21 protein-coding genes and 1 other RNA gene are annotated in these 24281 nt (G+C 47.2%); 14 read left to right on the top strand and 8 right to left on the bottom strand.

Annotated features, from left to right (window positions below; translation table 11 throughout):
* The first annotated feature begins 86 nt into the window (after positions 1-86).
* Positions 87-1799, top strand: coding sequence for a gamma-glutamyltransferase (gene ggt, locus CEQ32_RS12605; protein ID WP_037428480.1), 1713 nt, complete (start codon positions 87-89; stop codon positions 1797-1799).
* Positions 1800-2002: 203 nt separating this feature from the next.
* Entirely contained in the window at positions 2003-2944 is a 942-nt protein-coding gene (locus CEQ32_RS12600) for a Dyp-type peroxidase (RefSeq protein WP_037414323.1), read from the top strand.
* 64 nt (positions 2945-3008) lie between these two features.
* On the opposite strand, the gene CEQ32_RS12595 is transcribed toward CEQ32_RS12600, so the two are convergent.
* Positions 3009-3911 carry a LysR family transcriptional regulator gene (locus CEQ32_RS12595; RefSeq protein ID WP_088586138.1) on the bottom strand — a complete coding sequence of 301 codons (903 nt, stop codon included), beginning with the start codon at positions 3909-3911 and terminating at the stop codon, positions 3009-3011.
* 119 nt (positions 3912-4030) lie between these two features.
* Between CEQ32_RS12595 and CEQ32_RS12590 the strand changes: the two genes are divergently transcribed.
* Positions 4031-4663, top strand: a complete 633-nt coding sequence (locus CEQ32_RS12590; RefSeq protein WP_037428474.1) for an NAD(P)-dependent oxidoreductase — start codon at positions 4031-4033, stop codon at positions 4661-4663.
* 121 nt (positions 4664-4784) lie between these two features.
* Here CEQ32_RS12590 and argR read toward each other — a convergent pair whose 3' ends face one another.
* The gene (gene argR, locus CEQ32_RS12585) at positions 4785-5255 is read right to left on the bottom strand and encodes a transcriptional regulator ArgR (RefSeq protein WP_011071072.1); all 471 of its coding nucleotides are present in this window, start codon (positions 5253-5255) and stop codon (positions 4785-4787) included.
* A 289-nt stretch (positions 5256-5544) separates the two neighbouring features.
* Here argR and mdh point away from each other — a divergent pair, with 289 nt between their 5' ends.
* Positions 5545-6480, top strand: a complete 936-nt coding sequence (gene mdh, locus CEQ32_RS12580) for a malate dehydrogenase (protein ID WP_037414331.1) — start codon at positions 5545-5547, stop codon at positions 6478-6480.
* A 95-nt stretch (positions 6481-6575) separates the two neighbouring features.
* On the opposite strand, the gene CEQ32_RS12575 is transcribed toward mdh, so the two are convergent.
* Complete coding sequence (locus tag CEQ32_RS12575; protein WP_037428472.1) at positions 6576-6965, bottom strand: thiol-disulfide oxidoreductase DCC family protein; 390 nt, start codon at positions 6963-6965, stop codon at positions 6576-6578.
* Positions 6966-7176: 211 nt separating this feature from the next.
* Between CEQ32_RS12575 and folM the strand changes: the two genes are divergently transcribed.
* Complete coding sequence (gene folM / locus CEQ32_RS12570) at positions 7177-7896, top strand: dihydromonapterin reductase (RefSeq protein ID WP_088586991.1); 720 nt, start codon at positions 7177-7179, stop codon at positions 7894-7896.
* Positions 7897-8035: 139 nt separating this feature from the next.
* On the opposite strand, the gene CEQ32_RS12565 is transcribed toward folM, so the two are convergent.
* The 3 genes from CEQ32_RS12565 to CEQ32_RS12555 form a co-directional block, all read right to left on the bottom strand.
* Positions 8036-8722, bottom strand: coding sequence for a 5-formyltetrahydrofolate cyclo-ligase (locus tag CEQ32_RS12565; RefSeq protein WP_088586137.1), 687 nt, complete (start codon positions 8720-8722; stop codon positions 8036-8038).
* A gap of 7 nt (positions 8723-8729) precedes the next feature.
* A non-coding RNA gene (gene ssrS / locus CEQ32_RS12560) (6S RNA) lies at positions 8730-8910 on the bottom strand.
* 114 nt (positions 8911-9024) lie between these two features.
* The gene (locus CEQ32_RS12555) at positions 9025-9327 is read right to left on the bottom strand and encodes a cell division protein ZapA (protein ID WP_037414335.1); all 303 of its coding nucleotides are present in this window, start codon (positions 9325-9327) and stop codon (positions 9025-9027) included.
* Between the two features lie 225 nt (positions 9328-9552).
* Here CEQ32_RS12555 and CEQ32_RS12550 point away from each other — a divergent pair, with 225 nt between their 5' ends.
* From CEQ32_RS12550 to CEQ32_RS12520, 7 genes are all read left to right on the top strand, one after another.
* Positions 9553-10128 carry a UPF0149 family protein gene (locus CEQ32_RS12550; RefSeq protein WP_037414338.1) on the top strand — a complete coding sequence of 192 codons (576 nt, stop codon included), beginning with the start codon at positions 9553-9555 and terminating at the stop codon, positions 10126-10128.
* 106 nt (positions 10129-10234) lie between these two features.
* Positions 10235-11458 (top strand): 2-octaprenyl-6-methoxyphenyl hydroxylase, encoded by a 1224-nt coding sequence (ubiH, locus tag CEQ32_RS12545; protein WP_088586136.1) that lies wholly within the window; start codon positions 10235-10237, stop codon positions 11456-11458.
* 33 nt (positions 11459-11491) lie between these two features.
* Positions 11492-12709 carry an FAD-dependent oxidoreductase gene (locus CEQ32_RS12540; protein ID WP_088586135.1) on the top strand — a complete coding sequence of 406 codons (1218 nt, stop codon included), beginning with the start codon at positions 11492-11494 and terminating at the stop codon, positions 12707-12709.
* Positions 12710-13107: 398 nt separating this feature from the next.
* The gene (gene gcvT / locus CEQ32_RS12535; RefSeq protein ID WP_037428462.1) at positions 13108-14202 is read left to right on the top strand and encodes a glycine cleavage system aminomethyltransferase GcvT; all 1095 of its coding nucleotides are present in this window, start codon (positions 13108-13110) and stop codon (positions 14200-14202) included.
* Positions 14203-14227: 25 nt separating this feature from the next.
* Positions 14228-14617 carry a glycine cleavage system protein GcvH gene (gene gcvH, locus CEQ32_RS12530; RefSeq protein ID WP_011071083.1) on the top strand — a complete coding sequence of 130 codons (390 nt, stop codon included), beginning with the start codon at positions 14228-14230 and terminating at the stop codon, positions 14615-14617.
* Between the two features lie 122 nt (positions 14618-14739).
* Positions 14740-17628, top strand: a complete 2889-nt coding sequence (gcvP, locus tag CEQ32_RS12525) for an aminomethyl-transferring glycine dehydrogenase (protein ID WP_088586134.1) — start codon at positions 14740-14742, stop codon at positions 17626-17628.
* A 335-nt stretch (positions 17629-17963) separates the two neighbouring features.
* Positions 17964-19574 carry an IS1634-like element ISSpu7 family transposase gene (locus tag CEQ32_RS12520; protein ID WP_011787758.1) on the top strand — a complete coding sequence of 537 codons (1611 nt, stop codon included), beginning with the start codon at positions 17964-17966 and terminating at the stop codon, positions 19572-19574.
* Positions 19575-19747: 173 nt separating this feature from the next.
* Here CEQ32_RS12520 and CEQ32_RS12515 read toward each other — a convergent pair whose 3' ends face one another.
* Positions 19748-20860, bottom strand: coding sequence for an N-6 DNA methylase (locus tag CEQ32_RS12515; RefSeq protein WP_088586133.1), 1113 nt, complete (start codon positions 20858-20860; stop codon positions 19748-19750).
* A 71-nt stretch (positions 20861-20931) separates the two neighbouring features.
* Here CEQ32_RS12515 and CEQ32_RS12510 point away from each other — a divergent pair, with 71 nt between their 5' ends.
* Positions 20932-21375, top strand: coding sequence for a hypothetical protein (locus tag CEQ32_RS12510; protein WP_088586132.1), 444 nt, complete (start codon positions 20932-20934; stop codon positions 21373-21375).
* An 88-nt stretch (positions 21376-21463) separates the two neighbouring features.
* Entirely contained in the window at positions 21464-22585 is a 1122-nt protein-coding gene (locus tag CEQ32_RS12505; RefSeq protein ID WP_088585462.1) for an ISAs1 family transposase, read from the top strand.
* Between the two features lie 39 nt (positions 22586-22624).
* Here the strand turns inward: CEQ32_RS12505 and CEQ32_RS12500 are convergent, their stop codons facing one another.
* Positions 22625-24235, bottom strand: coding sequence for an IS1634-like element ISSpu7 family transposase (locus CEQ32_RS12500; protein ID WP_011787758.1), 1611 nt, complete (start codon positions 24233-24235; stop codon positions 22625-22627).
* Positions 24236-24281: the final 46 nt, after the last annotated feature.

The raw sequence follows: 24281 nt of genomic DNA, 5'->3' as shown, positions 1-24281 counted from the left end.
TACGTTTAACTTGGGTAAAAAACACCTAGATTGCTGATATTTTCAGCCTTCCTTGTTACCTTAATTCCTCCAGAGTGGGAGGAATTATGATAAAAACAATAAAATCAATTTGTACCTTAGTCACAGTGGCGACAGCAATGTCGTCATCGGGAGTGTTAGCCATGGATAGGATCACGGGTAAAGCCTTTGCGACGCGCTCAGAAGTGTATGCCACCCACGGAATGGCGGCGACCAGTCAACCGCTGGCGACACAGGTCGCGATTGATGTATTAAAACAGGGCGGCAGCGCTGTGGATGCAGCCATTGCAGCGAATGCCATGCTGGGCTTAGTCGAGCCGACTGGCTCGGGTGTTGGTGGTGATTTATTTGCCATCGTCTGGAGTGCTAAAGATAAAAAGCTCTATGGCCTTAATGCCTCTGGTCGCAGCCCCAAATCCTTAACGCTAGAGAAGCTAAAATCCCTCGGATTAGATTACTTGCCTCCTTTGGGGCCGCTACCCGTATCCGTTCCTGGTGCGGTGGATGGATGGTTCGAACTGCACGATAAGTTCGGCAAGTTACCAATGGCCGATAATTTAGCCCCAGCGATTCGTTATGCCCGCGAAGGTTTCCCTGTCTCCGAGTTGATTGCCTATTACCTTGAGGGCAGCGGTAAAAAGCTCGCTCAATTCCCCGGTTTTAAAGAAACCTATATGCCCAATGGCAAGATGCCTGCGGTGGGCGAAATCTTCAAAAATCCTGCACTGGCAAACACCTATGAGAAAATTGCTAAAGGCGGCCGCGATGCCTTTTACAAGGGGGACATTGCCAAAAGTATTGATAAGTACATCAAGGCTCAAGGGGGCTATTTAAGTTATGAAGACTTAGCCAGCCATACCAGTGACTGGATTGAACCCGTATCGGTCAATTACCGTGGTTACGATGTGTGGGAGCTACCGCCAAATGGTCAGGGGATTGCCGCGCTACAGATCTTAAAAACTATGGAACCCTTCGATGTCGCCGCCATGGGCTTTAATAGTCCCGAATATGTGCACTTATTTGTAGAGGCCAAAAAACTCGCCTTTGCCGATCGCGCGAAATTCTATGCCGATATGGCCTTTAACAAAGTGCCTGTAAAAGAGTTGATCTCGCAGCAATATAATTACGATCGCGCCAAGTTAATTGATTTAAACAAGGCGGCTAAGAGTGTCGATGCGGGCAATCCTGCGCTGCAACATGGGGATACTGTGTACCTCACTACCGCGGATAAAGACGGCAACATGGTGTCGCTGATCCAGAGTAACTACCGCGGCATGGGCTCAGGTATGACGCCGCCGGATCTCGGCTTTGTGCTGCAAGATCGCGGGCAGATGTTCGATCTCACCGAAGGTCGATTTAACACCTATGCGCCGGGTAAGCGGCCCTTCCATACCATTATTCCCGCCTTTGTGACCAAAGACGGTAAACCTTGGCTCAGTTTTGGGGTGATGGGCGGAGCGACGCAGCCGCAAATGCATGCGCAGATTATTATCAATCTGATTGATTTTAAAATGAACTTGCAAGAAGCGGGTGATGCCCCCAGAATTTTACACTCAGGTTCGACTGAGCCTACGGGGGAGATAATGAATGACGGTGGCTATGTGAGCCTTGAATCAGGCTTCCCCGTCGAAACTCGCCGTGAGCTGATGAAGAAAGGCCATGTGCTTCGCGATGTTCTCGGTGATTTCGGTGGCTATCAAGCCATTGGCTTTAATGCTGAAACTGGCGTTTACCGCGGTGCATCCGAAAGTCGAAAGGATGGTTATGCCGCAGGATATTAACGCATCACTCGTTTTGCTCTACTGAAGCGAATGCAGGATAGTCAACATTGACGAGGCGTAATGGCCTCGTCAATTTTTATATTTCAGCCTCAAAAGGCCTTTACATCACAAAGACGGACAAACTGTGCGTTACTTAATGTCATTTTCAGGTAAAGTTGCGGATAATATTGCCGAAAATGAATCGACAACAGGGTGATAACCAGATGGATATTCAAAATATGCCGCGTGAACAGTTAGGTGTGTGTGCAGAGGGAAACTTACATAGCGTCTATTTGATGTTTAATGCGAGCGACAACGATAACGTTGAATCGCAATTGCGTCCCTGTATTGCCAACGTTGCGCAGTATATTTATGAGTTGACGGATCAGTATTCCGACAGTGCATTCAATGGTTTTGTGGCCATAGGCGCCAACTATTGGGACAGTCTCTATCCCGATGCTCGCCCCGAAATGCTTAAGCCTTTCCCGGCGATGCAGGCGGGTAACCGCGAGGCGCCTGCGATCGAATACGATCTGTTTGTGCATCTTCGTTGCGATCGTTACGACATTTTGCATTTAGTCGCCAACGAAATCAGCCAAATGTTCGAAGACTTAGTCGAGCTAGTGGAAGAAGAGCGCGGCTTTAGATTTATGGATAGTCGCGACTTAACGGGCTTTGTCGATGGCACCGAAAACCCGAAAGGGCGTCATCGCCAAGAGGTTGCCTTGGTTGGGGATGAAGACCCTGAATTTAAGGGCGGCAGCTATATTCACGTACAAAAGTACGCCCACAACTTGAGTAAGTGGCATAGATTACCGCTTAAAAAGCAAGAAGATATTATCGGTCGTACCAAGCAAGACAACATCGAATACGAGTCGGAAGATAAGCCATTAACCAGCCATATCAAGCGGGTAAACCTCAAGGATGAAAACGGCAAGTCCATCGAGATTTTGCGCCAGAGCATGCCTTACGGCTCGCTCAAAGAACAAGGCTTGATGTTTATTTCAACCTGCCGCACGCCGGATCACTTCGAGAAGATGCTCCATAGCATGGTGTTTGGTGATGGTGCGGGTAATCATGATCACTTGATGCACTTCACCAGTGCGTTAACTGGCTCGTCGTTTTTCGCCCCAAGCTTAGATTTTTTGATGCAATTCGATAATTAACCCTTCGCAAATCGCGACTAAACGCACTGAGCCTTAAAGCCTCAGTGCGTTTTTGTTTGTGGGCTTAACTCGCCGCTGTCCACTTATTGATATCGAGTTGCCATTGCTGAGCGGTAAAATCGATAAAGGCGCGTACTAGCGCTTGTTGGTAACTGCGAGATAAGTACACGGCCCACAGGGTTTGCCCAGGCGCCGTGTATTCTGGGAGCACTTCTTGCAGTTGACCGCTGGCCAGATATTGATTAGCTAAGTCACAGGGCAAGTAGGCAATGCCATGCCCACGCAATGCGGCGCTGACCAGCACTCCCATTTCATTGGCCATCAGATTCCCCATAGGTTTTATCAGCTCACTCTGTTGCTCCTTGAGTAGCTGCCAATGTTGCTGCGAACTATGGATAAGGCAATTATGGCTGAGCAGATCGTTAGGGACGGTTAACGGCTCGGCTTGAGACAAGTAACTGGGCGCGGCGCACAGCACAGCATCTATGCTCATCAATTTACGGGCAATCAAATTCTCATCGGGCTGCTCGGTATAGCGCAGTGCCACGTCCACCCGCTCATCCACTAATTGAGCAAAACTATCCGACATTAACAGCTGAATATTGACCTTAGGGTGCAATTTTATAAAGCGATCGACCACATCAAACAGACTGTGCTGCCCAAGTCCGACGGGTGTGGCAATACGAATACTGCCGACTAATTCAGTGTTATGACTATGGGCGCGGCTTTCCATTGCGGCGACTTCACTCAGCACCCGTTGACAATATTGCAGGGCTTCTTCACCCTGCAAGGTCAGGCTAACGCTGCGGGTGGTGCGGTGTAGCAGGCGTAAACTGAGCCACTGCTCAATTTCTTGAATATGGCGAGAAACCTGTAAACGACTGAGATCGAGGTGTTCTGCGGCCTTAGTAAAGCTGCCACAGTTGGCCACTTCGATAAAGCTACGCATGGCGGCGATTTTATCCATATATAATTACACCCATTAGTATCTCAATCTGAAACAATCCTGCTCATTTATCGATATTTATCACGCTAAGTATCGCAAGTAAACTGGTCTCAATTTAAATCAGCAGTGAGACTTATCAAATGAAAATTGCAGTATTAGGTGCATCGGGTTGGATTGGCGGAACCATTTTAAATGAAGCCTTAAGCCGTGGTCATGACGTCGTCGCCTTAGTGCGTGACCCAAGCAAGCTTGGTGAAACGGCGGCAGAAGTGCGTAGTGTTGACCTGACTCAGCCATTAACCGCTGAAACCTTTGCAGGCGTGGATGTGTTAATTGCTTCAGTGGGCGGCCGCGCCGAGCAGAATCACGGCTTAGTGGCGAAAACAGTTAATAATCTATTAGCCGTATTGCCACAGGCTAAAGTGCCACGTTTATTGTGGGTTGGTGGGGCAGGTAGTCTAGAAGTGGCACCGGGAGTAACTTTGGTTTCAAGCCCAGATTTCCCGCCTGCCTATAAGGATGAAGCTCTGGCTCAAGGTGAAGCATTAAAGGCATTTCGCGCCGCCAACACCACTGTTAACTGGACTTTTGTCAGCCCAGCGGCAGAGATCTACCCTGGTGCAAGCGAAGGCTCTTACCGTTTAGGTGGCGATAGCTTCTTTACCGATGCAAATGGCCGTAGCCGGATTTCGGTGAGTGATTACGCCAAAGCCATGCTCGATGAAGCAGAAAAAGCGGCGCATCCCAATCAAAGGATCAGTGTGGCTTACTAAAGCTGAGGAGATTCGGCTAAATACTGTAACGTAAGCGGGACACAAGCCCTGAAATTAGGGTAATGCTGGACTGAAAAGCGTACAGTGGAAATAGAACAGGTCAGCAAGCTGACCTGTTTTTTTATTCTGCGTAGTTGAATAAAGATTTGATGGTTTCCAAGGTATCGGCGATATCTTGAATGCTAGATGGACAAATAAAGATCGTATCGTCACCCGCAATGGTTCCCAAAATCCCTTCAGGTTTACCGATGGAGTCTAACAAACGAGCAATTAATTGTGCGGCGCCTGGGCTAGTGCGGACAACAATCATCGCTTGGTTATGGTCAACATCGAGTACTAAATTCTTTAACGGGCTGCCCGCAGTGGGCACGCCTAATTCGGCAGGTAAGCAATAAACCATCTCCTGCTTAGCGTTGCGAGTGCGCACGGCACCGAACTTGCTGAGCATACGAGACACTTTAGATTGGTTTATATTAGTAAAGCCTTCTGCTTGTAAGGCGGTGACGATTTCACTCTGGGAGCCAAAGCGCTCCTCTTTTAAAATCGCCTTAAAAATTCTAACAAGGTCATCCTGATTCTTGGTCGTTTGCATAGTCTTATTCTTTATTCAAAAAAACAGGCTTATTCTGAATAGTTTTGGTTAAACTGTCAACAAATAACCATAATGACTGAATAAAAATGCAATTAACTCACTTCGTGCTAATTCATTTATAAATGTATTTGTTGAACTAGAGTAAATATTCAACATTGCAACGCGCTGTTTTAGTAAATCTTTGAATCAACGACTAAGGGATAATTGAAATTAGCGTGACATTCCAGTAATGTGACGCCAACGCAAAATAGATCCATGTCACAATATCCGAGAAATAACGGAGATAACTATGAAAGTTGCTGTACTTGGTGCTGCTGGTGGTATCGGCCAGGCTCTTGCCCTACTGTTAAAAACTCAATTACCTGCGGGTTCTCAACTGTCTCTATACGATATCGCACCGGTAACTCCGGGTGTTGCGGTTGACTTGAGCCATATCCCAACTGCGGTTGAAATCAAAGGTTTTGCTGGTGAAGATCCAACGCCTGCCCTCGTGGGTGCTGACGTTGTGCTTATCTCTGCTGGTGTTGCACGTAAGCCTGGTATGGATCGTTCAGATCTGTTCAATATCAACGCGGGTATCGTTCGCAACCTGATCGAGAAAGTGGCTGTTACTTGCCCTAAAGCGCTCGTGGGTATTATCACTAACCCAGTAAACACTACAGTTGCTATTGCTGCTGAAGTGCTGAAAAAAGCAGGTGTTTACGATAAGAACCGTTTATTCGGCGTGACCACTCTGGACGTTATCCGTTCTGAGACTTTCATCGCTGAATTAAAAGGCTTAAACGTTGCTGACGTTAAAATCAACGTGATCGGCGGCCACAGTGGCGTGACTATTCTGCCATTACTGTCTCAAGTTGAAGGCGTGACTTTCTCTGATGAAGAAGTGGCTTCTTTAACTAAACGTATCCAAAACGCGGGTACTGAAGTGGTTGAAGCTAAAGCCGGTGGCGGCAGCGCGACCCTGTCTATGGGTCAAGCGGCATGCCGTTTCGGTATGTCTCTGGTTCGTGGTCTGCAAGGCGAAGCTAACATCGTTGAATGTGCTTACGTTGACGGCGGCAGCGAACACGCTGAATTCTTCGCTCAACCAGTATTGTTAGGCAAAAACGGTATCGAAAAAGTACTGCCTTACGGTGAAGTGAGCGCATTCGAAGCTAACGCCCGTGATTCTATGTTAGATACGCTGAAAGGCGATATCAAACTAGGCGTTGATTTCGTTAAGTAATTCTTCTGAATTATGAGAAGACGGAGCCGAATGGCTCCGTTTTTTTATGCTTTAAACTTTGTTCTCTAAACAGGGGTTCTTAATCTTGAGTCTCGCTATTTGGGGAGTTGGCATTGGCTGTCACAGCGGGCTTTACCCGTCAGTAGATAGGAAATACGGTATCTGTGCTTGGCGAATCTCAGGTAGCACCAATCCGCGATAGGTTTGATAAGCGGTAAGCGTAGCGCTTGTACCCAAGGGCGAGTGCCTGTTAGCGCCCATGCTTTGCAGGTGACATCCAGCCCGAGCAGCACTTGGCCGGAGGCGGTTTCGCCATGGAGAATGGTATTGGCGTAGTCTTTATCGATATAGCTGAATCTTGAGCTGAAATTGTCAGCATTAAGATCCACCAGTTCAATTCTATCGTCGGGATCGCGCGCTTTGAGTTGGCGCATTTCGGCGCTACATAATGGGCAATTGCCATCGAAAAAAATCCGCAGTTCCATTAGGTCTACCTCTTACAGTGTGTCCCTGAGTATACGCAGTTGCCAGGCATTTAGATCGACATGTTTACGGTTTTAATTATTATACACTCTTGGCTAGAGGCATTAAGCAATTGCGATGAGTGACGTGATTGTGTGATTACGTGATTGTGCGATTAACAATCTGCCAAATGCGTTTGCTTTTAATCAGTGCTTGGCAAATAACAGGATGGATATGACAGCTCCCATTATTATCACTGGCGTGGGTAAACGTATTGGTTACGCCCTCGCGAAACACTTGCTCGCCCAAGGGCACAAGGTGATTGGCACCTATCGCAGCCATTATCCCAGCATCGATGAGTTGCAGTCTTTGGGCGCGACCTTAATGCAATGCGACTTTTACGATAATGCGCAGCTCCAAACCCTGATTGAGCAATTGAGCCAATACCCCAAAATCCGCGCTATTATCCATAATGCCTCTGACTGGTTGCCAGACAACAGCCCAAGCCTTGCCCCCCATGAGGTGATGCAGCGCATGATGCAGGTGCATGTGAGCGTACCCTATCAAATAAACCTAGCCTTAGCCTCGCAATTACGTGCGGGAGCCGAGGGTGAGATTGGCGCCAGCGATATTATCCATTTCACCGACTATGTGGCCGAAAAGGGCAGTGCCAAGCACATGGCTTATGCGGCCAGTAAAGCGGCGCTAGATAATTTAACCTTATCCTTTGCGGCTAAATTAGCGCCCGAGGTCAAAGTGAATGCGATTGCGCCGGCGATGATCCTTTTTAATCCAAGTGATGATGAAGCCTATCGACAAAAGACCTTAGCCAAGGCCATCTTGCCAAAAGAAGCTGGAAATCAGGAGATTATTGCCTTAGTGGATTATCTATTGGCGAGCCGCTATGTCACTGGGCGCAGCCACAATGTCGATGGTGGGCGGCATTTAAAATAAAGAAAATCTAGAACGGCCTATGACCTCTAGAACGCCATTGCATGGCTCTAGAATCTAGATTCAATCAAGAAGAAGTCGTTATGGAGCGATGCTCTGCTTTTTCTAGCAGCGAAGCGCTCTAGCTTCTAGCTCCTACTTTTCAAAACTCCCATACTCGACTTGGGGTGATGATAGCGGGTAAGGGCACATCCCAATGTTCGCATGGCAGGCTCGGTACTTGTTGGCAATCATGGGCATACCCCATAGGAAGTGGTCTGCCTTTGCTGTGCCAATTAGCTAGCGTTCTGTCGTAATAGCCGCCGCCCATGCCCATACGATTACCTTGGATATCAAAGGCAACCAACGGGGTGATCACCACATCGAGTCGCTCAATCGGCATAACGTTACGCACATCTAGCCGTGGCTCTAAAATACCGAATTGATTCGGCTGCATTGGCGAGTCGGCGTGGTAATGCAAAAACAATAATTGCCCAGCATTAAAGGGGTGCAGCCGTGGCAGATAGGTTTGAATCCCCTGTTGCCAAAGCGCTGCGATAAGCGGAGCAGTTGCCAGTTCGCCATCGTGGGTGAGGTAAAGTGCGACATGCATGGCCTTCAGCGCGCTGAGCTTTTCGAGCATTCGCTGACCTGCGGCAAGGCTTGCCTCGGTTTGCACCTCTGTCGAAAGCGAGCGGCGCGCTAAACGTATTTGTTTGCGTAACTCGGCGCGGCTTAGCGTTGGGCTTAGATTTGGGCTTAGCGACTTGGCGTCAATTTCAGGCTGAGTGCCGTGTGGCCCATTGACTGCTTGGGCCGAAGTGTTTGAGACAGGTGAAGTGATAGACATAAATAAGATGCTCCCCAGAATGCCGCTACCGGTGTAGCCCTTGAACCGTAGGTTCAAGGCGGGTAAATGATTACCTCCTAAGGCTTCTCGGTACGAGCCGAGCATGCTCAATGTCAGTAAAGCATTCACCCTGAGATCAAAATTATCGGCACAGGGACATTACCAGTTGGCCTGCATCCCAGGGAGCAAAAACGGTATTGAATCGCTAATCGTTTGGCTTAAAAAAGTATAGGCCAGTTAGCCATTCACTGTGCAACTCTTCTCAGATAGATGGTGCTTGGCACCGAGTGCACAGTCTAAAACTATTTGGTTGAACGCTCAACTAAGGCGTTTTCCAAGGTTGACTGCAACAGGCTGATGCGGTCATCCATTTGTTTCATATAATGCTTATTCTTTTGCTTTTCTTGGTACAACTCGTGGCCAATATTCAGCGCCGCCATAATGGCAATTTCTTCGCGGCTTAAGCTATTAGTGCGATTTTTTAGGGTGGTGAGTTGCTGCTCAACCCCTTGAGCCACAATACGTAGGGCATCTTCCTGACCTTTCGGACAGGCGATAGAGTAGGTGCGCCCCAGCAGGGTGATTTCAACTGCACTGTTACTCATTCGAAGATGATCCTTTCGTTGGCATCGATAGGGCGGACTATATAGGGCTGATATTAAAAGTGCAAGGTAAGCCGCTGATGGATTGCACATTCGCCGTTTTGTTTGCTGCTTGTGTGAGCAGTTGCCGGAATTTTTATCTTCAACCCTAAGAATGCCGGATCAGAGTTGGTTCAAGTCTTTAACTCTGCTAGCATTGCTGCTGGAAAATTCTGATTGGAATCTGATATGGCGACCCCTCCTTCGTTACGTATCGAAAGCTTAAAAATAGCCCTCGATGCGGCTGAAATTGGTCAGCATCCCGTGGAAGTTCACGGTGCTCTTGTGGGTTTAATCTGCGGTGGTGTAGATCAAACCGGTGATTTGTGGATTAAACCGTTATTTGACCTGATGAACGATGGTCAGCCTTTGCCCGCACCTTTACATCAATTGGTGTGTGAGTTGTTCCAAGACTCGGTTGCTCGTTTGAGTGACTTTGATTTTGGTTTTATGCCATTGCTTCCCGAAGAGGAAGAATCCCTCAGTCACCGAGTTGAGGCGCTATCGCTTTGGACGCAAAGCTTTTTAACGGGCATTGCGATTATCCAGCCTAAGCTCAATAAAGCCTCCGCCGAAGTGCGTGAAGTGATTAAAGATCTGGCCGATATCGCCCAAGTGGAATTCGATGTGACCGACGATGAAGAGTCGGAAACCGCCTATATTGAATTGCTGGAATTTGTGCGCATTGCTGCGATTTTGTGTTACTCCGAGTTTGGCCCAGAGCCGAGCCACGAAGAGAGTGACGATGCCGCGGTGATCCATTAATCCCTAAAAGAGAAAGGCGGAGCGATTCCGCCTTTTATTGTTTTTCAAATCTAACATCCTGATGGCGAAACGCTTTTAGCCATGCCATAGCTTGAATGAGAACCCCATGACGGTAGCAGAGCACATGGATAATTCAGTTCAAAATGTCGATATTGCCATTGTCGGTGGCGCCATGGCGGGTGCGACCCTCGCGTTAGCTTTGGCTCGTTTGTCTGGTACTGAAAAACCGTTATCAATTGCCTTAATCGAGGCGCATCTTCCCGATAACAATCACCCCGGTTTTGACGCCCGTTCTATCGCCATTGCCCATGGTTCTATCTTCGAGTTATCCCGTTTAGGTTTATGGCCAAAATTGGCGCATTTAGGCACAGCAATCAAAGATATCCATGTGTCCGATCGTGGTCATTTTGGCATGACGGAACTCAATGCTAGTCAGTTCCATTTAGATGCGCTGGGGCAAGTGGTCGAGCTGGAAAGGGTCGGCCAAGTGCTGTTTAGCGAGCTTAACAAAACTCAGGTTAAGCGCTATTGCCCTGCCAAACTGTCAGCGTTAATTCCCGATATCGACAGCCACACGCTGGTGCTGGATTCCGGCGAGCGGATTTGCGCCAAGCTGGTGGTCGCCGCCGATGGCTTGCAGTCTAAAGTGCGCAGCAGTTTTAATCTGCCCATTACCCAAGTGGCGTTTGAACAAACCGCGATTGTCGCCAATCTACAAACCGATAAGCCGCATCAACATTGGGCCTATGAACGATTTACCGAGACTGGCCCACTGGCGTTATTGCCGATGGCAGATAGCCAAGGTCAACCGCGTTTGTCCCTCGTCTGGGCGCTCGATAATCACCGCGCCCAAACGATGCTCAATGCCCCAAAAGCCGAGTTTTTAGCTGAGTTGCAGCAGGCCTTTGGTTATCGCGCCGGCCAGTTTATCGATGTCAGCGAGCGCCATGCTTATCCGCTAAATCTGTCCTACATGCCAAGGCCAATCCACCATAGATGCGTGTTTATCGGCAATGCGGCGCAGACGCTACACCCGATTGCGGGGCAGGGATTTAACTTAGGCCTTCGGGATGTGGTGAGCTTGCTTGAAGTGCTGCAACGCGCGCTGGCGCAGGGTGAGGATATCGGCGGTGTCGCCGTCACCCATGGCTATTTGCAGGCCCGTGAGGCGGATAGAAACAGCACTATTCGCAATATTGAATTTTTAGTCCGTGGCTTCTCTAACCAATATTGGCCCTTGGCCCTTGGGCGTAATCTAGGATTGCGGCTGTTGTCTTGGTTCCCGCCACTGAAAACCCCCGTCGCTCAAAAAGCGATGGGCTGGAAATAATTACTGGTATCGCAACGCGAAAAGGATGTATCCATGTTAAGTTCACAAGCCTATGACATTGCCATTGTGGGTGGCGGCATGGTGGGACTCGCCACCGCGATAGGATTGGCACAGGCCAACTTGAATGTCGTCGTGATCGATGCCCAAAGTACCCAAGCCGTGAGCGGCGAGCCAAGGCTTAGGGTCAGCGCCATCAACAAGGCGAGCCAACGTTTGCTGGAGCACCTCGGCGCTTGGCACTATGTCGATGCCAGCCGCGCGACGCCCTATCAAAAAATGGCGGTATGGGATAAAGACGGCTTTGGCAAAATCGCCTTCGATGCCAGTAGCATCAGTGAAACGAGCCTTGGTGCGATTATCGAAAACGACGCCATCAGCTATGCCCTCGCCAAGCGTGCCAGTGAATTTGACAATATCACCCATATCGAAAACCAACGCATAGAGCGTATCGCCTTTGGCGAGCGTGAAGCTTGGTTGACTCTCGCCAATGGTGCTGAAATAGAAAGTGTGAGCGCCGCACTTGTGATTGCCGCCGATGGCGCCAATTCTTGGGTGCGTGAACAATGTAAGATCCCGTTAACCTTCTGGGATTATGGTCACCATGCGATCGTGGCGACCATTCGTAGCGAGATGCCGCACCTTGCCACCGCTCGCCAAGTGTTTTTGCAGGACGGCCCGCTGGCCTTCTTGCCGTTATATGAAGAAAACCTCTGCTCCATCGTCTGGTCAGTGCCGCCCGAGCGCGCCACTGAATTACTGGCAATGGATAAAGTGCAATTTGAGCGTAATCTTACCGCCGCCTTCGACGGTCGCCTTGGCATTTGCAAGCTGGAGAGTGAACGCCAAGCCTTCCCGCTGCGGATGCGCTACGCCCGCCATTTTGCCCGCCACCGTTTAGTGCTCGCGGGGGACGCGGCCCATACCATTCATCCATTAGCGGGCCAAGGGGTTAACCTTGGCTTCCTCGATGCCGCCAGCATTATCGAAGTCATCGGCGAGTTACACGATGCGGGTAAGGATATCGGTGATTATGCCGAGCTGCGTGCGTTAGAGCGTTGGCGCAAGGCCGATGCGATGGAGATGATCGCGGCGATGGAAGGCTTTAAGCGCCTGTTCGAGGGTTCAAACCCAGTTAAAAAGGCCATTCGCGATCTGGGACTCAACCTCGTTGATAATATCGCTGGGCTGAAAACAGTGTTCATGCAACAGGCCATGGGTAATAAGTCGTCGCTGCCCAAGTTATGTCGCTAGCCTCGGTTGCGCTAATGTGATCAGAATTGCCGCAATTATCAGCGATTTGATTGCAAGCTGCGCAAATCTCGCTTTCGCATGTAAAAAAATTACATGTTGAAGATGAGAAAATCTAATGACACTGGCTTCGGATTAGAAAAATCTCCTGTATACAAATTTGTGACGCAAGGTATAATTTCGCCGCATTTTAGACCCTAGTACTTATACCAATCACGATAAATATCTGATTAATTCAGAGCGAATCAGGCGTTGCAGTGACAGACGCATTGAGACCGAAAGAACCCCTTTCAAATTGATGCATCGTGGAAGTGAAATGCCGATTAGCCAGATATTTAGCCGGATTTGTATCACCCTACGCTAGGCAGAGACCTGAAGAAGGCCGCAAAAAAGGGATAACAATGGCTAATAAAACTGTTCTGTTTAACAAGCACTTAGAATCAAACGCTAAGATGGTCGACTTCCACGGTTGGGATATGCCCCTCAACTATGGTTCACAAATCGAAGAACACCACGCCGTGCGTCAAGACGCAGGTATGTTCGACGTGTCCCACATGACTGTGGTTGATGTGACCGGAACCGACGCTTGTGCATTCCTCCGTAAGTTGCTCGCCAACGATGTGGCCAAACTTAAAGTTCCTGGTAAAGCCTTATACGGCGGCATGTTAGATGACAATGCCGGCATCATCGACGACCTAATCACTTACTACCTCACCGACACTTTCTACCGTGTTGTTGTTAACAGCGCGACCCGCGAAAAAGACTTAGCCTGGATCGCCAAACAATCCCAAGGTTTTGATGTCACAGTGACCGAGCGTCCTGAGCTGGCGATGATCGCCGTTCAAGGGCCTAACGCTAAGGCCAAAGCCGCCGCCGTATTCAGTAGCGAGCAAAATGCCGCCATCGAAGGCATGAAACCTTTCTTCGGTAAGCAAGCGGGTTCTCTGTTTATTGCGACCACAGGTTACACAGGTGAAGCGGGCTACGAGATCATCGTGCCAGAAGCGGAAGCCGAAGCCCTGTGGCAAGCTCTGTTAGATCAAGGCGTTAAGCCCTGTGGTTTAGGCGCCCGCGATACATTACGTCTCGAAGCCGGTATGAACCTCTACGGCTTAGATATGGACGAAACCATCAACCCGCTGGCCGCCAACATGGGCTGGACCATTGCATGGGAGCCAACCGACCGTGACTTTATCGGTCGTAAGGCGCTTGAAGCCCTGCGCGATGCGGGAACCGACAAATTAGTCGGTCTAGTGATGGAAGAAAAAGGCGTGTTACGCCATGATATGCCAGTATTTTTCACCGATGCAGCGGGTGTTGAGCAGCAAGGCGTGATCACTAGCGGTACTTTCTCACCTACATTGGGCTATTCTATTGCGATGGCGCGTGTTCCTAGTTCAATTGGGGATACGGCGGAAGTCGAGATGCGTAAAAAGCGCGTGGCTGTTAGAGTAGTAGCGCCAAACTTTGTGCGCAACGGTAAACAAGCATTTTAAAAAAACGGAACAAGGAACAAGAACAATGAGCAATATTCCGACAGAACTGAAATACGCCTCTTCACACGAATGGATCCGCAAGGAAGAAGACGGTAGCTACACTGTGGGTATCACTGAGCACGCTCAAGAGCTGTTAGGTGACATGGTTTTCGTTGAGCTGCCAGAAGTGGGTGACACTGTCACGGCGGGCGACGACTGTGCAGTGGCGGAATCAGTGAAAGCGGCTTCTGACATCTACGCGCCAATCTCTGGTGAAGTGATTGCCGTCAACGAAGCACTGGAAGATTCTCCAGAGCTGGTAAACAGCGACGCTTACGGCGAAGGCTGGTTCTTCCGCGTTATGCCTTCTGATGAATCAGAAGTTGACGCTCTGCTCGATGCAGAAGGTTACCAAGCTGTAATCGACGAAGAATAATCGTCGACGCTAACGAAGCCCTCAGGGGCTTCGTTTGTTTTAGCGCAAGTTTGACATAACAATAGCCCGTTTATCAGTACCCTACAGTCCTGAGCGACGGCAAATCTGGAACAAGGTTTATCATGACCAAGCAAACCCTCACTCAGTTAGAACAGCACGATTTATTCTTACGTCGCCATATCGGCCCAGATAGCAGCCAACAACAAGAAATGTTGAACTACGTTGGTGCTGAGTCTTTGGACGATCTGACCGCGCAAATCGTGCCTGAGTCGATCCGTTTAAGCCAAGAGTTGAGCATTGGTGATTCCTGCGGCGAAGCCGAAGGTTTGGCCTACATTCGTGGTTTAGCCAAGCAAAACCAAGTCTTCAAAAGCTACATTGGTATGGGCTACTACGGTACCCAAGTGCCTAATGTGATTTTGCGTAACGTCTTAGAAAATCCAGGTTGGTACACGGCGTACACGCCATATCAGCCAGAGATCGCCCAAGGCCGTTTAGAAGCCATTCTAAACTTCCAACAAGTGTCTATGGATTTAACCGGTTTAGATTTAGCCTCTGCTTCGCTGCTGGACGAAGCGACTGCCGCTGCCGAAGCGATGGCGCTGGCTAAGCGTGTGTCTAAAGCTAAAAAAGCGAACATCTTCTTCGTAGCCGATGACGTATTCCCACAAACCTTAGACGTAGTGAAGACTCGCGCTGAGTGTTTTGGTTTTGAAGTGGTGGTAGGTCCTGCCCATGAAGCAGTAAACCACGAACTGTTTGGTGCCCTGTTCCAGTATTCAAACCGTTTCGGTCAAATCACTGACTTCACTGACTTATTCGCCGAATTACGTGCGAAAAACGTGATTGTGACTGTGGCTGCCGACATCATGGCATTAGTGTTACTCAAGTCACCGGGTGCCATGGGCGCCGACGTGGTCTTCGGTAGCGCGCAGCGTTTCGGTGTGCCGATGGGCTTTGGTGGTCCACACGCGGCCTTCTTCGTGGCCCGTGACGAGCACAAACGCTCTATGCCTGGCCGTATCATCGGTGTGTCAAAGGACACCCGTGGTAACCGCGCACTGCGTATGGCGATGCAAACTCGTGAGCAACATATCCGCCGCGAAAAAGCCAACTCAAACATTTGTACCGCGCAAATTCTGTTAGCGAACATGGCGTCTTTCTACGCCGTATTCCACGGCCCACAAGGCCTGAAAACCATCGCATCACGCATCAACCGCTTCACCGATATCTTAGCCGCTGGCTTACAAGCTAAAGGCGTGAACTTAGTGAACAACACTTGGTTCGATACCATCAGCATCAAAGGCTTAGACGTTGCAGCAGTCAATGCTCGCGCGCTGGCCGCTGAAATGAACCTGCGTTTCGATGCTGACGGCATCGTCGGCGTGAGCTTAGATGAAACCACTATCCGCACCGATATCGACGCCCTGTTCGATGTGATTTTAGGTGCTGGCCATGGCTTAGACGTTGCCGCATTAGATGCGCAAATCGTGGCGCAAGGTAGCCAATCGATTCCTGCTTCTTTAGTGCGTGAAGATGCCATCCTGAGCCACCCAACCTTCAATCGCTACCAAAGCGAAACCGAGATGATGCGTTATATCAAGCGTCTCGAAAGCAAAGACTTAGCACTGAACTACTCAATGATTTCATTGGGTTCATGTACCATGAAGTTAAACGCTGCGGTTGAAATGATCCCAGTCAGCTGGCCAGAATTTGCTAACATGCACCCATTCTGCCCACTGGATCAAGCCAAGGGTTACACTCAACTGATTGAAGAACTGTCTTCATGGTTAGTGAATGTCACAGGTTACGATGCCGTGTGTATCCAACCTAACTCTGGCGCACAGGGTGAATACGCGGGTCTGCTGGCGATTCGTAAATACCACGAGTCTCGTGGGCAGGCCCACAGAAACATCTGCTTAATCCCACAATCTGCCCACGGTACTAACCCCGCATCGGCGCAATTAGCCGGTATGCAAGTGGTTGTGACTGCCTGTGACAAGCAAGGTAACGTAGATTTAGAAGATCTGAAGGCCAAAGCGGCTGAAGTGGCAGAAAACCTGTCATGTATCATGATCACTTACCCATCGACCCACGGTGTGTACGAAGAATCTATCCGCGAAATCTGCAACATAGTGCATCAGCACGGTGGTCAAGTGTACTTGGACGGCGCCAACATGAACGCCCAAGTTGGCTTAACCTCACCAGGCTTTATCGGTGCCGACGTATCGCACCTTAACCTGCACAAAACCTTCGCCATTCCACACGGCGGCGGTGGTCCAGGTATGGGCCCAATCGGTGTGAAAGCGCACTTAGCGCCGTTCGTTGCGGGTCACGTAGTAGTGAAACCAGGCCGCGAAAGCGATAACAACGGTGCGGTATCAGCAGCGCCATACGGCAGTGCTGGCATTCTGCCAATCAGCTGGATGTACATTAAGCTGCTCGGTTCAAACGGCCTGAAAAAGTCGACTCAAACCGCACTGTTAAACGCTAACTACGTGATGAAGAAGCTGTCTGAACACTACCCAGTACTGTTCCGCGGCCGTAACGATCGCGTCGCGCACGAATGTATTATCGACCTGCGTCCAATTAAAGAAGCCTCTGGCGTGACCGAAATGGATATCGCTAAGCGTCTGAACGACTACGGTTTCCACGCACCAACCATGAGCTTCCCTGTTGCGGGCACGCTGATGATTGAGCCAACCGAATCTGAGTCTAAGGTTGAACTGGACCGCTTTATCGACGCTATGGTGTCAATCCGCGCCGAAATCGCGAAAGTTGAAGCGGGCGAGTGGCCAGCGGACAACAACCCGCTGCACAACGCACCACACACTATGGCCGATATTATGGACCCAGCGTTCGATTCACGCCCATACAGCCGTGAAGTGGCCGTGTTCCCAAGTGCCGCAGTGCGTACTAACAAGTTCTGGCCAACCGTGAATCGTATTGATGACGTGTACGGCGACCGTAATTTGTTCTGTGCTTGTGTGCCGATGGAAGACTACGAGTAATTGCTGAAATAGAGGCTGAATAGTACGTTATTCAGTTCTAACGTTTGATGAAAGCGAACCCTTAGCGGTTCGCTTTTTTATTGGTTAGTTATTCATTCTGCCGAGATTGAGCTGCTAATTAGCTTTATAAGTCGCTGATAATGCGGTGTTGCTAATTGCCTGCCGCAGGCTCTCGCACTGTTACACCAGTGACTCGCTGTAAATCCGTCATTCCGCAGCTAATTCCAGAATTTAAATAGTGTGATCTGGCGATCAGCTTTTCATAAAAACTACGACACCATCTTGACCGCGATCGACAGTTTTGATCTATTACTGCTATTTGACGGTCTCAAAATATGTCTACCCATCCTGTTATTAAACGCTTAGATCACCTTGGTCTCATTGCCGCCTTTTGTCACGAAATTGGCCTGCCACGGATGATAGATGCCGTTATCCCAAAATATTCTGACCACAATGTTTCTCATGGTGACGCGGTATTGGCCATGCTCCTAAATGGACTTGGCTTTCATAGCAGAACACTGCACATGTTCTCGGACTTTTTTAAGACCAAGCCTGTATCTAAGCTACTCGCCAAAGACATTGAAGCACACCACCTGACTGATGATGTACTAGGCCGCACATTAGATGCTCTATACGAAGCCGATGTCTCAGCGCTCTATCAGGTTATTGCTGAGCGTGTTGTTGATAAACTGGGCTTGACGACCGATTCTGTTCATCTTGATATCACTAGCTTCCACGTTGATGGTGAGTATGCACAAGATGAAAACACCAACGTGATTAAGCTTGTAAGAGGTTATAGTCGGGATCATAGGCCAGAGCTTAACCAAGTCGTGCTTGAACTCATCTGTGAAAACCAAGCAGGTATTCCTGTTTACATGCAAGCACTGAGTGGTAACACCAATGATGCCAAGGCATTCGCTGAAGTCACTAAAAGACACATACATTGCCTAAAAGCCGCGCAAAATAGTCGTTACTTTATCGCTGATGCCGCTTTGTACACCGAAGAAAGCATCTCCTCGCTAGATGAGCAAAATCAAAAATTCATTACCCGTGTCCCCATGACCATCAAGCTCGCAAAACAAGCACTACTTGCGCTAGAGCCAGAGCAATTAAGCACTATCGGTCATGGCTACTCAGGATGTTGGATAGACTCGGATTACGGAAAGGTCAATCAACGTTGGTTGCTCGTTCACAGTGAACAGGCCACCAAGCGGGAAGAAATCACTTTCTTCAAGAACTTAGAGAAAAACATAGCAAAAGAAATCAAAGCGTTGGAAAAGCTAAGTAAAAAACCATTCGCTTGTGAAGTTGACGCAGAATTAGCGTTTAACGATTTCAAGAAACAATGTGACTTACTTGGGTTTGAACAAGGCACTCTCATCAAACAGCCGACTTACTCTCATTCGGGCCGCCCAAAGACAGATGAAGCACCGACAGGATACCAATACTTTATCGAAGCCGCCCCCTTCACCGACCTAGAAAAAGTAAAACTGGCTAAGCTCAAAGTAGGCATGTTTATCCTCGCGACGAATGACACCGACAATGAAGCACTCACCATGGCGGCTCTTCTAGCACATTACAAATCGCAACAAAAAGTCGAGCGCGGCTTCCGTTTTCTAAAAAGCCCTGAGTTTTTAACCTCTTCCATCTTCTTGAAAAAGCCTGAGCGCATTGAAGCGTTGCTAATGATAATGACGTTGAGCTTGCTTGTTTACGCTAGTTTAGAACACAAAATCAGAGAACAACTCGCACAAACCGAAGCGTTCTTCCCAAGTATGGTAAAGAACAAGACGACCTCCAGACCGACGGCACGTTGGGTCTTCTTGCAATTCGAAGGCATAGATACGCTAGAGATTAACGGCCAAAGGTTCATCACTGGACTTCAAGATCACCAAACACAACTACTCAAATTACTCGGTAGATTCTATGAGGTAGTTTATTCCTAAATTAGCTGCGGAATGTCGGGTAAATACATCCCTGTAAGCTCTGCTAAAACATCCATGTTTTAGAAGGTCACTGGTGCAACAATGCCAGTTTTGGTGTAACCATTGAGAGTGGTGTAGTGTTTTGGGGAAGACAAACATTCTCTAAATCGTGTCACCTACTTAAATCATTCTTGTTATATGGAGCTTATAAAGTTTCTGATATCATGAATTGAGATGTTTTTAGCGCAAGTACCTTTTGAGTTATTTTTTATCCAGTCTTGCTTTCTCTTAACCCATGCATTAATAAAACTTTTACGCATTTTTTTGCTTTTAAAACGAATTGCAATAATGCAATCACTAATAATTACTTCACTATCAATTAGATAAACTGTTTTTCCTATATTTCTTCCAACACGGTGAATCAATATGTCCCCTGGTATGGCATATTTAAAATTTTCAACTTTATCATTTTCTAAAAAAGGGTAAGCTATTTCAGAAAAGTCTTCCAAATAGGAGTAGTTATGATGAAACGGTCTATTTGTAGCTCTGCACTCTTTACTTGAATTTGAGCCCCTGAAAATTATATAGTTTTTTAAGTTTTTGTTTTCTAGTATTTTAAATGTAGAACTTACTAAAAAATTATGCTGCTGAATACCAGTTTGTGATATTTTAATGTAAGGTATAAATTCATTTGAATTTTTAGGCTTTTCTTTTTTAATGAATAATATATATGTTTTAGCTTCAGTTTTTTTAAAGATTTTGTGCTCACATTCTATTATCTTTATTAGGCTGTTTTCGGAGAAAAGAACTCTTCTGAAGTTAGAGAAAGTATAAGAGCTAAAAATTAGATCAGGCACAATGATGGCTAATGTTCCACCTTTTTTTATATACAAAAGATTCTTTAGTATGAATAATATTTCGGTTCTTACTTTTTTAGAGTTCTTAAATAAGTCTAAGTAACAACTGTCAATATACTGATTGTTTATTTCATTAAAAAAAACATATGCAAAAGGAGGGTTACATATCGCTAAATCATAAGAATTAATCTCTATACCCAAATTTAAGTCTAAAGCATCTTTGCAGATATGGATATCTTTCGGGTATTTTTTTCTTAGTTTTGCTGTATTTTTAGGATCTAAATCTACTGTAGTAAATTCTATCGAAGGGTTGAGTTTTTTTATCGGTTCTATAAGTGCGCCTTCACCTGCACTTAGCTCTAGACAGGTCTTTACGTGCTTTATTTCAAGCTGTGCTGCAAGGAAAAAGCTTGTAACCTCAGGGGTATAGTATTGATTTAACTCGACCACTTTCTATGGTAACCTTATAAAATTAGGGATATAATACAGTCATTTATAATATATGTAAAGGGAATCCTCTTATGGCCGAGCAGTTAGGGATAGATCTATCATTTTTTGATAGTAGCGAATACGAAGAGCGGGCTGACTATTTAAGCGTTGAGCAATTGCTGAGCTGGACGGCAAACAGTGAACACTTTAAGTATATTCAGAAAAAGTTAATACAAGTAGGTGCTAAATTAATAACTGGCCCGAGAGGTACAGGGAAAACGCATCAAATGAGATGCGCATACAATACCTGTATTAATGACGAAAAACTACCTTTGCCAATTTATATAACATTCAATCACTATTTGAGATTAGAGACTTATCTGCATGATAGATCTAATGCATTAGACATCTTTCACGCTTGGGTTTTGTGTAAAATATCTTATGCGGTAATTGATAATTTTGATGTTGAATATAAATATGATTTTTTAAATAAAGATAATTTACTTCGATTTATAAAACCGACATTCCCAGGGTGAGATCGCGAACACTTTTTAACCAAATTCATGATCGATTTGACGATCACATTTAGCTGTGATCATATACTCCCTTTTTAGGGAGAGCACCATGCACATTGACCACTTCAAAGAACATTTTCAAACGATTATCGACCAACGCCAAGGTGCAAAGGTCACATATTGCCTGTTTGAAGTCCTTTTTGGCTCGCTATGTGCGGTGATTGCAGGCGCGAAAGGCTGGTTTGATATTCGTGAATACATTCTCGGTCATCATGATTGGTTTAAGCGTAATGGCCTCTTTGTGAACGGCATTCCTGTTGATGACACTATTGCTCGCATAATATCGACGATTGAACCAGAGTCGTTTCATGAGTGCTTCATCAACTGGATGTCGTCAGTACATACTCTTACCCAAGGTCAAGTCGTTGCGATCGACGGAAAAACACTTCGAGGCTCATACAATCGCGAAGATAGGTCGAGCACTATCCATATGATCAGTGCTTATGCATCATCAAACAAACTTGTGTTGGGACAGTTAAAAACTGAGCAAAAGAGTAATGAAATAACGGCCATTCCTGAGCTGATAAAGATGCTTGATATCAGGGGAGCCCTAGTCACCATTGATGCAATGGCTTGTCAGACTAGTATAGCCAAAGCCATTGTAGAGCAAGGTGGTGATTACTTGCTTGCAGTAAAGAGCAATCAAGGAAAACTCCGACAAGCGATGGAAAAAGCATTCTCATCTCAGCGAGCCAATGTGGCAGACACTGTCAACCTTGAACAGGGGCATGGACGTATAGAGTCTCGCCAATGCTATGTTTTGGCCAGTACCAACCTTGATGGTGACTTCTCTCGCTGGAAAGGGTTGAAGAACATTATCATGGTTGAAAACTTCCGCTTTGAGAAAGGCAAATCTGTCGAGCTAGAGTACCGTTATTACATCAGTTCCAAAGCGCTTAGTGCAGAGCAAGCTGCGGTAGCAGTCAGAGACCACTGGGGCATAGAGTCAATGCACTGGGTGCTTGATGTCACCATGAATGAAGATGCGTGCCAGATATATAAAGGTCATGGTGCAGAAAATCTGTCTTGCTTACGCCATATGAGTTTGAATATGCTTCGAGCAGAGCCAACCAAGCTAAGCATTGTTGGTAAACAAAAGCGATGCATGATGAGCACAACCATGCTAGAGGAGGTATTAAGCGCTGGTTTTAGTCATGTGGTTAAAATGTAGACACTCATGCGGTCGCCCTGCCGACATTCCGCAGCTAATTTAGGAATAAACTACCTCATAGAATCTACCGAGTAATTTGAGTAGTTGTGTTTGGTGATCTTGAAGTCCAGTGATGAACCTTTGGCCGTTAATCTCTAGCGTATCTATGCCTTCGAATTGCAAGAAGACCCAACGTGCCGTCGGTCTGGAGGTCGTCTTGTTCTTTACCATACTTGGGAAGAACGCTTCGGTTTGTGCGAGTTGTTCTCTGATTTTGTGTTCTAAACTAGCGTAAACAAGCAAGCTCAACGTCATTATCATTAGCAACGCTTCAATGCGCTCAGGCTTTTTCAAGAAGATGGAAGAGGTTAAAAACTCAGGGCTTTTTAGAAAACGGAAGCCGCGCTCGACTTTTTGTTGCGATTTGTAATGTGCTAGAAGAGCCGCCATGGTGAGTGCTTCATTGTCGGTGTCATTCGTCGCGAGGATAAACATGCCTACTTTGAGCTTAGCCAGTTTTACTTTTTCTAGGTCGGTGAAGGGGGCGGCTTCGATAAAGTATTGGTATCCTGTCGGTGCTTCATCTGTCTTTGGGCGGCCCGAATGAGAGTAAGTCGGCTGTTTGATGAGAGTGCCTTGTTCAAACCCAAGTAAGTCACATTGTTTCTTGAAATCGTTAAACGCTAATTCTGCGTCAACTTCACAAGCGAATGGTTTTTTACTTAGCTTTTCCAACGCTTTGATTTCTTTTGCTATGTTTTTCTCTAAGTTCTTGAAGAAAGTGATTTCTTCCCGCTTGGTGGCCTGTTCACTGTGAACGAGCAACCAACGTTGATTGACCTTTCCGTAATCCGAGTCTATCCAACATCCTGAGTAGCCATGACCGATAGTGCTTAATTGCTCTGGCTCTAGCGCAAGTAGTGCTTGTTTTGCGAGCTTGATGGTCATGGGGACACGGGTAATGAATTTTTGATTTTGCTCATCTAGCGAGGAGATGCTTTCTTCGGTGTACAAAGCGGCATCAGCGATAAAGTAACGACTATTTTGCGCGGCTTTTAGGCAATGTATGTGTCTTTTAGTGACTTCAGCGAATGCCTTGGCATCATTGGTGTTACCACTCAGTGCTTGCATGTAAACAGGAATACCTGCTTGGTTTTCACAGATGAGTTCAAGCACGACTTGGTTAAGCTCTGGCCTATGATCCCGACTATAACCTCTTACAAGCTTAATCACGTTGGTGTTTTCATCTTGTGCATACTCACCATCAACGTGGAAGCTAGTGATATCAAGATGAACAGAATCGGTCGTCAAGCCCAGTTTATCAACAACACGCTCAGCAATAACCTGATAGAGCGCTGAGACATCGGCTTCGTATAGAGCATCTAATGTGCGGCCTAGTACATCATCAGTCAGGTGGTGTGCTTCAATGTCTTTGGCGAGTAGCTTAGATACAGGCTTGGTCTTAAAAAAGTCCGAGAACATGTGCAGTGTTCTGCTATGAAAGCCAAGTCCATTTAGGAGCATGGCCAATACCGCGTCACCATGAGAAACATTGTGGTCAGAATATTTTGGGATAACGGCATCTATCATCCGTGGCAGGCCAATTTCGTGACAAAAGGCGGCAATGAGACCAAGGTGATCTAAGCGTTTAATAACAGGATGGGTAGACATATTTTGAGACCGTCAAATAGCAGTAATAGATCAAAACTGTCGATCG

The sequence above is a fragment of the Shewanella sp. FDAARGOS_354 genome (genome assembly GCF_002209245.2).
GTDB classification, from domain to species: domain Bacteria; phylum Pseudomonadota; class Gammaproteobacteria; order Enterobacterales; family Shewanellaceae; genus Shewanella; species Shewanella xiamenensis.
The sequence above is the reverse complement of the archived record's forward strand: the minus strand, read 5'-3'. Positions and strand labels throughout refer to the sequence as shown.